The sequence below is a fragment of the Thermobispora bispora DSM 43833 genome (genome assembly GCF_000092645.1).
GTDB classification, from domain to species: Bacteria; Actinomycetota; Actinomycetes; order Streptosporangiales; family Streptosporangiaceae; genus Thermobispora; species Thermobispora bispora.
In genome coordinates this window covers 1,704,391-1,719,626 of the sequence record NC_014165.1, presented here as the reverse complement: position 1 = coordinate 1,719,626, position 15,236 = coordinate 1,704,391, and the positions used below count along the sequence as shown (strand labels likewise).

The 15,236-nt window shown below is 74.9% G+C and carries 15 protein-coding genes; 8 read left to right on the top strand and 7 right to left on the bottom strand.

Annotated features, from left to right (window positions below):
* A complete protein-coding gene (locus tag TBIS_RS07555) occupies positions 1-384 on the bottom strand; it encodes an ATP-binding protein (protein ID WP_013131764.1) in 384 nt (127 codons plus the stop codon).
* A 384-nt stretch (positions 385-768) separates the two neighbouring features.
* Here TBIS_RS07555 and TBIS_RS07550 point away from each other — a divergent pair, with 384 nt between their 5' ends.
* Positions 769-1,818, top strand: a complete 1,050-nt coding sequence (locus TBIS_RS07550; RefSeq protein WP_013131763.1) for a glycosyltransferase — start codon at positions 769-771, stop codon at positions 1,816-1,818.
* A gap of 140 nt (positions 1,819-1,958) precedes the next feature.
* On the opposite strand, the gene TBIS_RS07545 is transcribed toward TBIS_RS07550, so the two are convergent.
* Positions 1,959-3,068, bottom strand: a complete 1,110-nt coding sequence (locus TBIS_RS07545; protein WP_241019594.1) for a PucR family transcriptional regulator — start codon at positions 3,066-3,068, stop codon at positions 1,959-1,961.
* An 82-nt stretch (positions 3,069-3,150) separates the two neighbouring features.
* Between TBIS_RS07545 and TBIS_RS07540 the strand changes: the two genes are divergently transcribed.
* A complete protein-coding gene (locus TBIS_RS07540) occupies positions 3,151-4,059 on the top strand; it encodes a proline dehydrogenase family protein (protein WP_013131761.1) in 909 nt (302 codons plus the stop codon).
* 2 nt (positions 4,060-4,061) lie between these two features.
* The gene (pruA, locus tag TBIS_RS07535) at positions 4,062-5,741 is read left to right on the top strand and encodes an L-glutamate gamma-semialdehyde dehydrogenase (protein ID WP_013131760.1); all 1,680 of its coding nucleotides are present in this window, start codon (positions 4,062-4,064) and stop codon (positions 5,739-5,741) included.
* A gap of 62 nt (positions 5,742-5,803) precedes the next feature.
* Here the strand turns inward: pruA and TBIS_RS07530 are convergent, their stop codons facing one another.
* Positions 5,804-6,136: a putative quinol monooxygenase gene (locus TBIS_RS07530; protein ID WP_013131759.1), complete on the bottom strand. Its 333-nt coding sequence runs from the start codon at positions 6,134-6,136 to the stop codon at positions 5,804-5,806.
* Between the two features lie 377 nt (positions 6,137-6,513).
* On the opposite strand from TBIS_RS07530, the gene TBIS_RS07525 reads away from it, so the two are divergent.
* Complete coding sequence (locus tag TBIS_RS07525) at positions 6,514-7,296, top strand: iron-sulfur cluster-binding protein (protein ID WP_158306178.1); 783 nt, start codon at positions 6,514-6,516, stop codon at positions 7,294-7,296.
* A 181-nt stretch (positions 7,297-7,477) separates the two neighbouring features.
* Positions 7,478-7,933 (top strand): DUF6789 family protein, encoded by a 456-nt coding sequence (locus TBIS_RS07520; protein WP_013131757.1) that lies wholly within the window; start codon positions 7,478-7,480, stop codon positions 7,931-7,933.
* 300 nt (positions 7,934-8,233) lie between these two features.
* Here the strand turns inward: TBIS_RS07520 and TBIS_RS07515 are convergent, their stop codons facing one another.
* The 4 genes from TBIS_RS07515 to TBIS_RS07500 all read right to left on the bottom strand — a co-directional run bounded on the left by TBIS_RS07515 (position 8,234) and on the right by TBIS_RS07500 (position 12,010).
* Positions 8,234-8,659 (bottom strand): PPOX class F420-dependent oxidoreductase, encoded by a 426-nt coding sequence (locus TBIS_RS07515; RefSeq protein WP_013131756.1) that lies wholly within the window; start codon positions 8,657-8,659, stop codon positions 8,234-8,236.
* A gap of 445 nt (positions 8,660-9,104) precedes the next feature.
* The gene (locus TBIS_RS07510) at positions 9,105-10,907 is read right to left on the bottom strand and encodes a thiamine pyrophosphate-binding protein (protein ID WP_013131755.1); all 1,803 of its coding nucleotides are present in this window, start codon (positions 10,905-10,907) and stop codon (positions 9,105-9,107) included.
* Complete coding sequence (locus TBIS_RS07505; protein ID WP_013131754.1) at positions 10,904-11,149, bottom strand: hypothetical protein; 246 nt, start codon at positions 11,147-11,149, stop codon at positions 10,904-10,906. The genes TBIS_RS07510 and TBIS_RS07505 overlap by 4 nt, the downstream gene beginning before the upstream one ends.
* 231 nt (positions 11,150-11,380) lie before the next feature.
* Positions 11,381-12,010 carry a pyridoxamine 5'-phosphate oxidase family protein gene (locus TBIS_RS07500; protein ID WP_013131753.1) on the bottom strand — a complete coding sequence of 210 codons (630 nt, stop codon included), beginning with the start codon at positions 12,008-12,010 and terminating at the stop codon, positions 11,381-11,383.
* A 321-nt stretch (positions 12,011-12,331) separates the two neighbouring features.
* Between TBIS_RS07500 and TBIS_RS07495 the strand changes: the two genes are divergently transcribed.
* The 3 genes from TBIS_RS07495 to TBIS_RS07485 are packed head-to-tail and all read left to right on the top strand — an operon-like array spanning position 12,332 to position 15,061.
* Entirely contained in the window at positions 12,332-12,811 is a 480-nt protein-coding gene (locus TBIS_RS07495) for a MarR family winged helix-turn-helix transcriptional regulator (RefSeq protein ID WP_148231473.1), read from the top strand.
* 55 nt (positions 12,812-12,866) lie between these two features.
* Positions 12,867-13,523 carry an LppX_LprAFG lipoprotein gene (locus TBIS_RS07490; RefSeq protein ID WP_013131751.1) on the top strand — a complete coding sequence of 219 codons (657 nt, stop codon included), beginning with the start codon at positions 12,867-12,869 and terminating at the stop codon, positions 13,521-13,523.
* Positions 13,520-15,061, top strand: a complete 1,542-nt coding sequence (locus tag TBIS_RS07485) for an MFS transporter (RefSeq protein ID WP_013131750.1) — start codon at positions 13,520-13,522, stop codon at positions 15,059-15,061. Before TBIS_RS07490 ends, TBIS_RS07485 begins: the two co-directional genes overlap by 4 nt.
* Positions 15,062-15,236: the final 175 nt, after the last annotated feature.

The following is a 15,236-nucleotide window of genomic DNA, read 5'->3' as shown; positions in this document are numbered from 1 at the left end:
TTACCCGCTCCGCAGGGTGAAACGCATGGTGACGGTCGTGCCGCCGGGTCCGGTCTCGACGCTCAGGTCCTTGCAGAGCCGGCGGGCGACCCACAGCCCCATGCCGCCGGTGGAGAGGCCGGCCGGGCGGGTCAGCCCGGGTGGCGCCTCCGGCCGCCAGGTGCGGCCCTCGTCGCGGATTTCGACCACGAGCTCGCCGCCTTCATCCCAGACGCGCGCCGTGGCCGGCGGTGCCCCGTGGAGCACGGCGTTGGTCGCCACCTCGCTCACCGCGACCATGAGCTCGGCGGTGGCGTCCTCGTCCATGCCGAGGCGGCGCGCCTCGGCCGCGGCCATCCGGCGGACGTCGCGGAGCTCGGTGCGGGTGAAGGTGATCTCACGCACCGCACCGCCGGCACACGCGCAGGTGCCGCGCCCGCTCACCAGAGCCACGCCCCCGTTCCGGTCGCCGCGGATCCGACTGACTCCTCATGGACCGCCCCTCCTACCCAGATGTACGGCCGGCTCACGAACGGCCGGTGAAATTCCCGGTATGTACCCGCGACGGCGCCGTTACCCTCCGCGCGCACCGTGACGCACACCCTGACGCGCCCCAACGGCCCGGGCTTACGGCACGACACAGACCTCGCACTCCCGACAGAACTCCATCTTTTTCCCAGAAAGGACGTTTAGGGCGAATCAGGGCATGGAAGAGACTTTATGACCTGCTGACGGCCACTCCCGGGCGAAGCGCCTCCCCGACGAGCGGTTCGTGCCGTGAGGTGTGCCATGGACATTGCGATCGTCTGCGCTCACGGGCTCAGCCCGGAAACGCCAGCCATCGCCCGGCAATTGGCGCGCGGCCACCGGGTGACCGTGTACACGCGTGCCAAGGTGAAGGGCGCCGGCGTCGAACACGTCCCGGCCGGGCCGGACGTCGAGCTGTCGGAGAGCGATCTCCTCCCCTACCTGCCGGACTTCAGCGCCGCGCTGCGGCGGCGGTGGCACAAGAAGCGGCCCGACATCATCCACGCGCACTCGTGGACCAGCGGGCTCGCCGCCATCGCGGGGTCGGAGGGCTTGGACGTGCCGGTCACCCAGACCCTCAACATCCTCCAGGGCGACCGGGCGCCCGGCCCGGTGCGCCGCCTGGAGTGCGCGATCGGCCGCCGGGCCAAGACGGTGATCGCGGTCTGCGGGGACGAGAAGACCGAGCTCATCAAGATGGGCGTGCCCCGCACGAACATCTCGGTCGTCCCGCACGGGGTGGACGTCGAGCGCTTCCGCCGGCACGGGCCCGCGCTGCCGCGCGGCACCCGGCCGCGGCTCCTGCACATCGGGCACACCGGGGCGGACACCGCGGTCAACGCGCTGATCGCGGTGCCGGACGCCGAGCTGCTCATCGCCGGCGGGGACGAGCTCAGCATCCGCCGGCTCCGCGACCTCGCCCGTAGCCACGGCGTGGCCGACCGGGTGGAGCTGCTCGGCACGGTCCCGCACGCCACCATGCCGAAGCTCATCCGCAGCGCCGACCTGGTGCTCTCGCTCTCCCCCACGGTGCCGAACGGCATCGCGGCGCTCGAGGCCATGGCGTGCGGGGTCCCGGTGATCGCCTCGGCCACCGGCGCCCACCTCGACTCGATCGTGGACGGGGTGACCGGGTTCCTCATCCGCCCGGACCGGCCGCTGGAGGTGGCGAAGCGGATCCGCCTGCTGCTGCGGGACGCCACCCTCCGGACGGCGATCGGCTACGCCGCCGCGGACCGGGCCCGGTCCCGCTACTCGCTCGAGCGGATCAGCATGGAGCTGCTCCGGGTCTACGAGAAGGCCTGCGCGTGACACCCCGGCCGCGCCACGAGCCGGCCGGTGACCCGGCGCCGTTCGCGTCCGGTGACCGCCCGCGTGCCCGGCACACCGCTGTCGCCCGCCACCCCGCCCGCGCGCGGCGCCCCGGTGCGCCCGATGGGGCTCGCCGCCCGCTACTGCGCCTGCCCGCGCCCGCCCGGCTCCCCGGGACGCGGGGGGCCGGTCAGCGCGGCGGCCTTGAGCGACAGGTGGAGCAGGAGGCGGTCCTCCCCGCGGGCCAGGTCGAGCCCGGTGAGCTCCTCCGCCCGGCCCAGCCGGTAGTAGAGGGTCTGCCGGTGCACGCCGAGCGCGGCCGCCGTCTCCTGGACGTGCCCGGCGTGGTCGAGGTACGCCTCCACGGTGCGGGCCAGCTCGGGCCCGGCCGACCGCAGCGCCGCCGACTCGGCGGCCAGGGCGGCGAGGTCCCGGCGGGGCAGCCGGGCGAGGAACCGGAAGATCCCCAGCTCGGGCCAGTCCGCGATCGGGGCGTGCCGCTCGACGTGCTCGGCGACCCGGAGCGCGAGCAGGGCCTCCCGCCAGCTCTCCCACGCCTCCTCCACGTCGTCGCGCGGCCCGCCGATCCCGGCGGCCGTGCCGTGCTGGTCGCGGAGGATCCGCGCGGCCTGCGGCGCGTGCGCGGCGGGGGCGAGCACCGGCAGCACCGGCTCGTCCAGGCTGGGGTCGATGAGCACGCCGCGGGGCAGGGTCCGCAGCGCGCCGACGAAGAGCGAGCCGGCGCCCGCCGCCCCGGTCCGCACCGCGAGCGCGCAGACCGGCCCGTCGACCCGGGTCCCGATCGCCTCACCGGCCGCGGCCCGCCGCGCCGGGTCGGCCGAGAACAGGTCCGCGAGCGGCACGTGCCGGCCGCGGGCCTCCATGGCGAGCATCGCGGCGGCCCGGTCCACCAGCGGGGCGATGGCGGCGAGCCGCTCGTCGGTGATCGTGCCGGAGTCGAGCAGCCACAGGTACCCGTAGGTGACCCCGCCGTGCCGGAGCGGCACGCAGATCCGGCCCCGCATGCCGTGGATGCCGGGGATCCGGACCGGGCCGGTCGCGGTAGCGATGCCGTACGACTCGAAGTGGGCGCGCACCTCGGGCGAGGCGCGCCGGCGCAGGATCGACTCCTGGCGCACGGCGTCGATGTCGTCGCTCTGCGCGCCGTACGCGAGCAGCTGGAAGGCGCGGTCCTCCAGGGTGACCGACGCGTCGAGCAGCCGGGCGATCTCCTCGGCTATCCGCTGCACCCCACCATTGTCATACATCTGTATGAAAAGGCTGTTGCGGTTGTCCGTGGCCCCGTGTGACCTGCGGACCTAGCCTGAGCTCATGCTTCGCTCCCTGCTTCTCGCGAGCTCGCGCAGCCCGCTGATGCGCAAGGCCGTGTCGGAGCTCCCCGCCACCCGCAGGGTCGTCGATCGGTTCGTCGCCGGGGAGACCACCGCCGACGCGATCACGGTGGTGCGGCGGCTCACCGGCGCGGGGCTCACCGTGACCATCGACCACCTCGGCGAGGAGGTCACCGACCAGCAGACCGCGGTGCTCGCCACCAAGGCGTACGTCACGCTGCTCGACGCGCTCAAGCCGCTCGGGCTCGGCCAGCGGGCCGAGGTCTCGGTGAAGCTGTCGGCCATCGGGCAGACCCTCGACCGGGGCATGGCGCTCGACCACGCCCGCCAGATCTGCGCGGCGGCCCGTGCCTGCGGCTCCATGGTCACCCTCGACATGGAGGACCACACCACCGTCGACGCCACCCTGGAGACCCTGCAGGCGCTGCGCGCCGACTACCCCGAGACCGGTGTCGCGATCCAGTCCTGCCTCTACCGCAGCGAGGCCGACTGCCGCGACCTCGCGGACGCACGGGTGCGGCTGGTCAAGGGCGCCTACCGGGTGCCGCCGTCGCACGGCTACCAGAGCAAGGCCGAGGTCGACCGGGCGTACGTGCGGTGCCTGCGCGTGCTGATGGCCGGCACGGGCTACCCCATGGTCGCCACCCACGACGACCGCCTGATCGCCATCGCCGAGGTCCTCGCGGGCCAGCACGGCCGCGACCGGGACGCCTACGAGTTCCAGATGCTCTACGGGGTACGGCCGGACCGCCAGCGGGAGCTCATCGAATCCGGGGCCCGGGTGCGGGTCTACGTTCCCTACGGCGACGACTGGTACGGGTACTTCATGCGCCGTCTCGCCGAGCGCCCGGCCAACGTCGCCTTCTTCCTGCGCGCTGTGAGAGGTTAGCCATGGATGCGATCACTGAGGTACCGGTCCCGGCGAACGAGCCGGTCCACGGCTATCCGCCCGGCAGCCCGGAGCGCGCCGCGCTGGACGGCCGCATCAAGGAGCTGTCCGGGTCGCCCCTCGACCTCACGATGACCATCGGCGGCGAGCGGCGGATGGCCGGCGGCGCCCCCATCGACGTGGTGCAGCCGCACAACCACGCCGCGCTGCTGGGCCGTACCGCCGAGGCCACCGCGGACGACGTGCGCGCGGCGATCGACGCGGCGCTCGGCGCGGCCGCCGAGTGGCGCGCCATGTCGTTCGAGGACCGCGCCGCGATCTTCCTCAAGGCGGCCGACCTGCTCAGCGGCCCGTGGCGGGCCACGCTCAACGCGGCCACCATCCTCGGCCAGTCCAAGTCCGCCTACCAGGCCGAGATCGACGCCGCCTGCGAGCTGATCGACTTCTTCCGGTTCAACGTCCACTACGCGCGGCGGCTCCTCGCCGAGCAGCCGCTGTCGGCCCCCGGCATGTGGAACCGGATGGAGTACCGGCCGCTGGAGGGCTTCGTCCTCGCGATCACGCCGTTCAACTTCACCTCGATCGCCGCGAACCTGCCGACCTCGGCCGCGCTGATGGGCAACGTGGTGGTGTGGAAGCCGTCCCCCACCCAGCAGTTCGCCGCGCACTTCACCATGCGGCTGCTGGAGGAGGCCGGCCTGCCCCCGGGCGTGATCAACATGGTCACCGGGTACGGCCCGGCCGTCTCCGAGGTGGCGCTCGTCCACCCCGACCTGGCCGGGATCCACTTCACCGGCTCCACCGCCACCTTCCAGCACCTGTGGCGCACGGTCGGGGAGAACATCTCCCGGTACCGGAGCTACCCGCGGCTGGTCGGCGAGACCGGCGGCAAGGACTTCGTGGTCGCCCACCCGTCGGCCTCGATCGAGGTGCTCACCACCGCGCTGATCCGGGGCGCGTTCGAGTACCAGGGCCAGAAGTGCTCGGCCGCCTCCCGGGCGTACGTGCCCCGCTCCCTGTGGACGCGGATGCGGGACGACTTCGTGTCGCTCGCCGAGTCCCTCACGGTCGGCGACGTGGCGAGCGACCCGGGCACGTTCATGGGCGCGCTCATCGACCGCCGCGCCTTCGACAAGAACAAGGCCGCGATCGACCGGGCCCGCGGGGTCGATTCGATCACCGTGCTCACCGGCTCCTACGACGACTCCACCGGCTACTTCGTCCGGCCCACGGTGCTGGAGTGCTCCGACCCCGCCGATGAGGTCTTCGTCAAGGAGTACTTCGGCCCGATCCTCGCGGTGTACGTCTACGACGACGCCGACTACGACGCGGTGCTCGGCCAGATGGAGGGCGTCGCGCCGTACGGGCTCACCGGGTCGATCATCGCGCAGGACCGGAAGGCGATCGCCGAGGCCACCGAGCGGCTGCGCTTCGCCGCCGGCAACTTCTACATCAACGACAAGCCCACCGGGGCGGTGGTCGGCCAGCAGCCGTTCGGCGGCGGCCGCGCCTCCGGCACCAACGACAAGGCGGGTTCGATCTTCAACCTGATCCGGTGGGTCAGCCCGCGCGCGATCAAGGAGGCCTTCGTCCCGCCGGTGATCACCGGCGAGTACCGGGGGGACATCCCGCAGTCGGGCTGGCGGCAGCCCGACCTGAAGGGGCTCGGCTACTCCGGCTGACCGGCCGGACAGGGTGACGCCAGGGGCCCGGTTCCCGCGGCCCCTGGCGTCCGGTCGCCGGCTCAGCCCTGCTCGGGCACGGCCATCTCGGTCAGCGGCGACCAGTCGTCCTGGGGGATCGTGGTGTTGATGATCCGGGGCGTCTCCTGCAGGTAGCGCGGCAGGGTCTGCTGGGCCTGCTTGAAGTGCTCGGACTGCACGTGCGCCGCCCCGGCGTCCGCGTCCCGGAAGGCCTCCACCAGGACGTACTCGTTGGGGTCGTCGAGGCTGCGCGACCAGTCGAACCACAGGCAGCCCGGTTCCGCGCGGGTCGCCCGGGTGAACTCGGCGGTGATCTCCGGCCACTCGTCGGCGTGCTCAGGCCGGACCCGGAACTTCGCGGTAATGAAGATCATGGTCTTCTCTCGGTCTCGTCGGACGTGATCGTTCGGTGTCGATGCTAACGACCGCCCCTCGGATCACCGGTGCTCCACGCCCGGGCGGCGGGCGTCGGGGCGGTCATGGGCCTGGGCGTTCCCGGGGCGCCCGGCGGGTCGGCGGGGCGCCGGCACCGGGGAATGAACCCTGGACGTAGCCGCCGTGACCGCGGCGGCTCGGCGGCATCGGAGACCACTCAAGGACTTTCGGCCCTTGTGCCCGGGCGGCGGGATCGTCAGCCTGGGGCGCCGGAGTCCCCGGATCGAGACGGAGGGAAGACCAGTGACGAGGGCTGGGCATGCGCGGTGAGCGCCGGCCGCTGAGCAGGGCACCGGCTCAGCGGCCCTTTCGGATCGTGGGCCGTTCGGTGGAGGGGCCGGGGAAGGTCAGGCTGCGGCTGGCCGGCGACACGGGCGGGACGCCGGGCACCGCGGCGGCCCGGAGCGTCCCGGGGCAGTACTGGGTGCTGCCCGCCCACGGCGGCGCCCGGATCCCCGTGGTCGATGTCACCCCCGCCGGGAACGGCTCGGGCGAGGACGCGTCCCTGATCGAGGTGCTCACCCTGTGGGTGCCGTGCGGGCCACCGGTGGGCGCCGTGGGCGAGCGCCTGGAGGTGCGCGGCCCGCTGGGAAAGGGCTGGAACCTGGAACGTGTCACCGGCAAGGACGTGCTGGTGATCGCGTGGGACGGCGGCCTGCCGCTGACCCGGCCGGTCATCGAACGCGCGGGCGGCGGCCGGGTGCGGGTGTGGGCGGGCGGCACCGCCCCGGGCTCCGGAGGGGGGAGCCCGTGGCCGGAGCTCGCGAACGCCACGATCGAGGCGGACGGGCTGCCGGACATGGCGGCCGCCGCGCGCACCGCGGCGTTCGACCCCGCGCGGAGCGCCGCCCTGCTCGCCGGGCCGCTGCCCATGGCCCGGTCGGCCGCGGCCGTGCTCGTGGAGCGGGGCATGCCGGCCTCGTCGATCCAGGTGGCCGTCCACTCCATGCTCCGCTGCGCCAGCGGCACCTGCGGACGCTGCCGGATCAGCACGCCGTACGGCTCGCTGCGCGCGTGCCATGACGGGCCGGTGCTCCCCTACGACCGGCTCGCGGGCACCGGGGAGCGGCAGCCCCCCGCCGGCGGGGGCGAGGAATGACGTCCGCGCCACGGGGGAGTACCCCGGTGGCGTGAGCGGTTCATCCCGGCGCACCCGCCGGAGGGCGCGCGGCCCACGGCCTGCGGTCCAGGCGCGCGGTGCGGCCGCGGAGGCCGCCGCGCCGTACGGCCGGGCGGTGCCGGCCCGGCCGGGGCCGGATCGCGTGCGGAAAGGAGCGCCCATGATCTCCACGCTCGCCCGCGGCGCCGCCAGCGGCGCGCTCGCCACCGCGGCGATGAGCGGCGTCATGCTCGCCGGGCAGAAGACGGGGCTCATGCCGGGCCAGCCGCCCAAGCACATCGTCCGGGCCCTGCTCCCCGGGCACAAGCGCCGACCCAAGGCCGGGGAGCGGCCGCTCGCCGTGCTCGCCCACCTCGGCTTCGGGGCCACGGCCGGGGCCGTGTTCGGCCTGCTGACGCGGCGGGTACCGGCCCGGCTGCCGCTCGGGGTGGCCTACGGGCTGCTGATCTGGGCCGGCAGCTACCAGGGCTGGCTGCCCGCCCTGAACATCCTGCCGCCGGCCTCCCGCGACCCCCGCCCCGGCCGGCCCCTGGTCATGGCGGCCGCCCACGCGGTGTACGGCGCCGCGCTCGCCGCGGCGCTGCGGCGATCAGCGCGGGGAGCGGGCCGCCGCTGAAGGCGGCGCCGCCCCGCCCGCGGTGCCGCCCCGCCCGGGCCGGTCGCGTTCCGGACCCGCTGGTGGCCGGGCCTCCCGGGCGGGACTCACGAGCCGGGGTCTCGATGGCGGGCGAGCCTTACCGTGGGCGCACCGGCCCCGCCCGCGGCCCCGTCGCCGGGGTTTCCCCGAAGCCTCCCGGGCCGGGCCTCGTCGCGGCGTGCCGAGGGCTCCGGGCGTCCGGGGAGCCGTCCGGGCCTCGGGTGAAGCCACACCGGTCCCGGCCCGGCGGGCGCGCGGACCGTGCCGGGCCGTACCGGCTCATCCGGCGATCGCGCGGTAGGCGATCACATTGCCGATCCGGAGGCGGACGAGCAGCTCACCCGGCCGGCCGTTGCGCTCGCCGAACTCCTCCGCCCGGTCCTCCCCCATGTACCGGCCGCCGAGCAGGGTCGCCCAGCGGAGCACCTCCTCCAGCTCCGCGGAGAGGGTGGCGGTCCCTTCGATGAGCACGTACGAGTAGGGCGGGCGCTGGTCGTCGACGCACAGCGCCGCCCGGGGGTCGCGCCGCAGGGCGTGCGCCTTCACGCTCGTCTCGTGCGTGGTGAAGACCACGTCGTCGCCGTCGAGCGCGAACCAGACCGGGGTCACGTGCGGCCGGCCGTCGGCGCGCGTGACCGCCAGCTTCCCGGTCTTGGTCCCCGCCATGACGAACTCGCGCCACTCGGCCTCGGTCATCCGCTCCATCGCACCTCACCCCCCGCGGCGGGACGTCGCGGCGGCGGACGGGCGCCGGGCCAGGCCGCACGCCCGCCCGCCTGACCAGGGTGGTACCCGTACGGCGCGCCGGTGAGCCGCCCGTGCCGGGCGACGCTGAGCGTGCGGCGCCGGTGAGCTTCCCCGCGCCAGGGAGGCTGAACGTGCGGCATGCCGGTGAGCCGCCCGTGCCGGGCGGCGCTGAGCCCCGCATGCCCGGGCCGCGCTCAGCCGCGCTCGCCGAGCCCAACCGCGTCCCGATTCGTGCCGGGTTCCCGGACCGTGCCGAGCCGCGGTATGGCGCACCTCGCGCACGACGCCTGGGCCGGGCCGTCATGGATCGCCGCGGCCGGCGGCCATCCCCGCAGGCTGGCGCCGGGTCCCGCGGCGTGCCGTACCGCGAGGTCCACACCGGCGTGAGGGCGGGCCGGCGCCGTCAGCGGACGCGGAACACGTCCGGGAGCCACCAGGCCGCCACGTCCTTGGTGATCTTCGCGTGGACGAGGAGCGGCCGGTCGCGGGGGCCGTGCAGCCACTTGGCGACCCCGACCAGGTCCGCCCTGCTCCGCACGGTGACCGCGTCGCACCCGAACCCGCGGGCGATCCGGGCGAAGTCCGTGGGCGGGAACGTGACCGTGTCCAGCGGCTCACCCTGCGGGCCGAAGTGGTGCACCTCCGCGCCGTAGGCCTCGTCGTCGTAGACCACGATGACCATCGGCAGCCCGAGGCGCACCACGGTCTCCAGCTCGCTGATGCCCATCAGGGCGCCCCCGTCGCCGAGGGCGGCCACGGGCAGCCGGTCCGGCCGGGCGAGCGCCGCGCCGATCGCGGTGGCCAGGCCGAGCCCGACCGACTGGTACGCCTGGGTGTAGCAGAACCCGTCCCCGTCGGGGACCGACAGCAACATCACCGGGTAGCCCATGAAGTTGCCCGAGTCGACCGCCACGATCCGCTCCGGGGGGAGCAGGTCGTCGAGCTCGATCGTGAGCGTGCGCGGGTCGATCCGGCCGTTCCCGCTCGTGTCCGCGTACGGGATGTCGCGCCAGCGCACCTCGGTGGCGATCCGCTTGCCGACCTCGGGGGTGCGGTAGCCGGTCCGCCGCCGCTCGTCCGGGGCGCAGGGCCACGCCCGCCCGGTGAGGGCGGCGAGCACCGCCCGGGCGGTCTCCCGCACGTCGCCGATCACCCCGAGGTCGACCGGGTACCGGACGCCGATGGCGTCGCGGTCGAGGTCGACCTGGATCACGCTCGCCCGCTCGCCGATGAGCGTGCCGTTCCGGGTGGTCCCCGCGGTGAACGAGCAGCCCCAGCCGACGATGAGGTCCGCGCCGCGGATGAGCTCGGCCGCCGCCGGTGAGGAGAAATGGCCCATCACGTCCAGGTTCCACGGGCTCCCCTGGAACTCGCCCTTGGCCACGGCCGTGGTGGCGAGCAGCGCGCCGACCTGCTCGGCCAGGGCTTCGAGCTCGGCGTGGGTGCCCCGGGCGCCGCGGCCGGCCACGAACACGGGCCGTTCGGCCGACACCAGCAGCCCGGCGAGGCGGTCGATCGCCTCCGCGGGCTCGGCCACCAGGCCGGGGCGGGCCGCTGATGCGGCGCCGGTCCGGCTGGTGGTGCGGGCGGCCGGCTCCGGGTCGGCGAACGCGTCCTCCTCGGCGGGGAAGGTGATCCCCCACCCGGCCGACAGCCGGGCGGCCGCCCGGACGTCGCCGCGGCGGGCCAGCAGCTCGGCCACGCCGTCCCGGGCCTCCTCGGGCAGCACCTCCTCCTGCACGTCGAGCGGGAGGGCGAGCACGACCGTCCGCCGGCCCAGCAGCGCGGCGAGGAAGGCCATCACCGTGTCGTCGACCACGGTCGCCGCCGACCCCACCCGGGCGACGTGCGCGCCGACGGCCGTGGCGATCGCGGGCTGGTCGATGCGGAAGTTCGAGTGGGGCGACACGGGCTCGGGGGCGAGGACCAGCAGCGGGGTGCGGCTCTTGGCCGCCTCGGTGATGCCGGTCAGCGCATTGGTGAAACCGGGGCCCTGGTGGACGCTGAGCACGGCCACCGTGCCGCTCATCCGGGCGTAGGCGTCCGCCATGGTGGCCGCACCGCCCTCGTTCCGGGCCGCGACGTACCGCACGCCGTGCCGGATGAGGGCGTTGGTGACGTGGAAGTTCCCGCTGCCGGCGACGCCGAAGGCCATCCGGACGCCGAGGGAGGCGAGGATCGCGCCGACGGCCTCGGCCACGTTCATGCGGCCACCGGCTCCGGGTCGGGGGTCCGGGGACCGCGGGGCCGTACCGGCCCGGCGGGCACCGCGGCGAGCCCGCCCGGGATCGGGCCGCGCCCCGCTCGCCGCCCGTGGGTCCCGGGCCGGGGGTCGCGTACGGTCTCGGCGGGGAACGGGTCAGGTACCGGGGCCGGTGCCGTCTCGCTCATCGGCGCCGGGCGGCCGAGCAGCGCGAGGCCGCCCGTGGCGCGCTCCACCTGTGCCATTCCGCCTCCGCAACGTAGGAGAACGCGGACAGATACTGCTACACGGCACCGCCGGTGCGCCAGACGCCCCCGGGTAACCGGTGCGGTACGGCCCGGTGACCGCGAGGCGAACGGCCGGATGTCCGCCGGCGGGCCGGGCCCCGGAAGCGGCCCCTGGCGGCCGGCGCTGCCGTCCGGTGTCCGCCGCGCGGCTGGCGGCCCGGCAGGTGCGGCCGTCCCAGGGCGGCGGCCTCAGTAGGTGTAGAGCCGATCGAGGTACTCCGCCCCGTAGTAGCGCTCCAGCTCCTCCAGGGTTTCCTCGGTGTGCTGGACGTCCTTGACGATCCGCGGGTACGGCGGGAGCGCGTCGGGGTGCCAGGTGCCCGGGTCCCACAGCGCGCTGCGCAGGGCGGCCTTGCCGCAGTGGAAGAAGACCTGCTCGATCTCCACGAGCAGCGCGAGGCGGGGCCGGTTGCCCTTGACGATCATCCGGTCGAAGAACGGCGCGTCCCGGAGCACGCGCGCCCGGCCGTTGATGCGCAGCGTCTCCGTCCGCCCGGGCACGAGGTAGATTAGCCCGACGTGGGGGTTCTCCAGGATGTTGGTGAACCCGTCGGCCCGGCGGTTGCCCGGCCGGTCCGGGATCGCGATCGTCTTCCGGTCCAGCACGAGGGTGAAGCCGGGCGGATCCCCCTTGGGGGAGACGTCGCAGGTGCCGTCCGCGCCCGAGGTGGCGATCAGGCAGTACGGGGAGGCGGCGAGCCACTCGATGTCGCGGTCGTGCAGTGCGGTGCGCTCCTTGGCGAGCGCCCGCTGCTTCGGCTCCCCCACCAGCGCGCGCAGCTCGGCCGCTGAGGTGACCTCGATGAACCCCTCGGACATGGTGCCTCCTGATGATCGCGGTGCCCGCCCCCTCCCCCATCCTGCCCGCCCGGCCGGGCGGGAGGGGGCGATTCGGTACGGCCGGCGCGGCACCGGCGGCGACCGCCGGCCGGCGTGCCCCGGACCACGGTCCCCGGGAGTGCGCGCGGAGGAGGGGGCGGAGGGCATGACCGCCCGACCCGCTCTCCCCGGCCGCGGGCGCCGGGGTGGACGCCTCCGGAACCGGGGCCCGGCGGCGGCGAAGGCCGTCGCCGAAGACGCCGAACCTGGGGCACCACCCCTCCCGCGGGACCGGGGGTTCGCGATCTTATGCTTTTCGTCATGGAGGCTCCGCGCTGGCTCAGCGCTCAGGAGCAGCGCGCGTGGCGTGCCTATCTGGCCGCGCACCGGCTGCTGATCCACCAGCTCGATCGCGAGCTCCAGGCGAAGGGTCTCTCGCTCAGCGACTATGAGATCCTCGTCCGTCTCTCAGAGTCCCCGGGGCATCGGCTGCGGATGAGCGAGCTCGCCGACGCCACCATCCAGTCGCGGAGCAAGCTCTCCCATCAGATCACCCGGATGGAGGCCGCCGGGCTGGTGACGCGCGAGGGCTGCGAGCACGACCGGCGTGGCACGTTCGCGGTGCTCACCCAGGCCGGGTGGGAGACGGTCCAGCGGGTGGCGCCGGACCACGTGGCCTCGGTGCGCAAGCACTTCATCGACCAGCTCACCCCGGAGCAGATCCGCACCCTGGAGGAGGCCTTCACCCCGATCGTGGACCGCCTGCAGGCGGTCCGCGCCCACCGGTGCGCCCGCGGCTGAACCGTGATCTCCGGAGGGTGGACGGCGGGGGCCGTCCCCTCGCTACGATCCGGCTGTGCGAAGCTTGTTCGGGCTGGTCCTCGCGGCCCTTTTCCTGCTGACCGGATGCACCGCCACGACGGCGGACGACGGACCCGCGCTCCCGGACGGGCCGGACCTGCTGCGGAAGTCCGCCGAGGCCATGGCGGCGGTGCGGTCCGTCGCCTTCACCCTGGAGACGAAGGACCGGCCGGCCGTACAGGTGAAGAACGTCGACGCCGTGCTGACCAGGGAGGGGGACGCCAAGGGCACCCTCCAGCTGGAGCTCGCCGGGCTCCAGGAGTTCGAGTTCGTGCTGGTCGGGGACACCGTGCACTTCAAGGGCCCCACCGGCGGGTTCCAGACCATGCCGCGGAGCCAGCTCACCGCGATCTACGACCCGTCGCAGGTGCTCACCGGGGTGGGTGAGCTGCTCACCGCCGCGCAGGAGGTCCGCACGGAGGCGGCGGAGAAGGCCGGCGGCGCCGACGCGTACCGGGTCGCCGCGACCCTGTCCCAGAGCATGCTCGCCAAGCTCATCCCCGGCATCGCCCAGGGCGTGAACGCGACCCTCTGGATCGACCGGGAGAGCAGCCGCCTGCTCAAGATGGAGCTCCCGCTCTCCGGCGGCATGGTCACGGTGACCATGCGGGACTACGACGCCCCCGTCACGATCGAGCCGCCCACGTCATGATCGCCCCGTGGAGACGACGGGTCACGCTGGGCGCCGCCGGCGGCGCCGTGCTGCTCGCCTCGCTCGACGCCTACGTGGTCGTCACCGTCCTCACCGAGGTCGCCGCGGACGTGGGCGTCCCGCTCAACCGCCTGGAGCGCGCGACCCCGATCATCACCGGCTTCCTGCTCGGGTACGTCGCGGCGATGCCGCTGCTCGGCCGGCTCTCCGACCGGTACGGCCGGCGGCCGCTGATCCACCTCTGCCTCGCCGGGTTCGCGGCCGGGTCGGCGATCACCGCGCTCGCCACGGACGTCCCGTGGCTGGTGGCCGGGCGCACCCTGCAGGGGGTGGCGGGCGGCGCGCTGCTGCCCATCACCCTGGCGCTCGTCGGCGACCTCTGGGATGAGCGGAGCCGGCCGGTGGCGCTCGGGGCGGTGGGGGCGGCCCAGGAGCTCGGCAGCGTGCTCGGCCCGCTCTACGGCGCCGGGATCGCCGCGGTGCTGGGCTGGCGGGGGATCTTCTGGATCAACATCCCCCTCACCGTGGCCGCCGCGCTGGCCGTGCACTGGGCGGTGCCCGGCGGGCGCCGGCCGGGCCAGGCGGCGGGGGCGGCGGACGACGGGCGGGTGGACGTCCTCGGCGGTGCGCTGCTCGCGCTCGCCCTGGGCCTGCTGGTGGCCGGGCTGTACAACCCGGCCCCGGACCAGGCGGTGCTGCCGCCGTGGGGCGTGCCGTGCGTGGTGGCCGGCACGGCCGTGGCGGCCGTCTTCGCCTGGTGGGAGATCCGCTCGCCGGTGCGGCTGCTCGACCTCACCGGGGTGCCGCGCGGGCCGTTCTTCGCCACGCTCGGGGTGAGCCTGCTCTCCGGGGCCGCCCTGCTGGTCACCCTGGTCGACATGCAGCTCGTGGCGCAGACCCTGCTCGACCGGGACGCGGTGGGCGGCGCGCTGATCCTCACCCGGTTCCTCGTCGCGCTCTCCGTCGCCTCGTTCCTCGGCGGGGTGCTCGCCCGGCGTCTCGGGGAACGCGCCGTGGCCGCGGCCGGGATGGCGGTGGCCGCGGTCGGCTACCTGGTGATCTCGCGCTGGCCGGCCGACCTCTCCGCGCCCGGGCTGTGGCTCGACATCCCGCTCGTTCTCGCCGGGGCCGGGCTGGGCGTGGTGATCGCCCCGGTCTCCTCGGCGGTGCTCCGGGTCGTGCCCGCGGTACGGCACGGCGTGGCCTCGGCGGCGGTCGTGGTGGCGCGGATGATGGGCATGCTGCTCGGGGTGGCCGCGCTCTCCGCCTGGGGGTTCCACCGGTTCCGGTCGCTCACCGCGCACCTCGACACGCCGCTGCCGTTCGGGGTGGACCCGGCCGAGTACGCCCGGCGGCTGGACGAGTACACGGCGCGGGTCAAGGCCGCGCTGCACACCGAGTACACGGAGATCTTCCTGATGACCTCCGGGCTCTGCCTGCTCGGCGCCGTCCTGGCGCTCGCCCTGCCGGCCGGGAAGGCCCAGGCGGGCGTGCCGGGCGCGGCCCGGCGCGCTCCGGATCAGGCCACCGCCGGCTGAGGCACTGCCGTACCGGCGCGGGCGCCAGGGCGGGCCGGAGGCTCGGCGGCGATGACGGCCGGAGCCGACCGCCTGGCCTCGAACGCCGTCAGCGTCACCAGCGCCGGAAGGCCGACGCTCCATGCCCGGCGAGCGCGGGCGGCACCCGTCCGGCACCGCATTCCTCTGCGCGGTC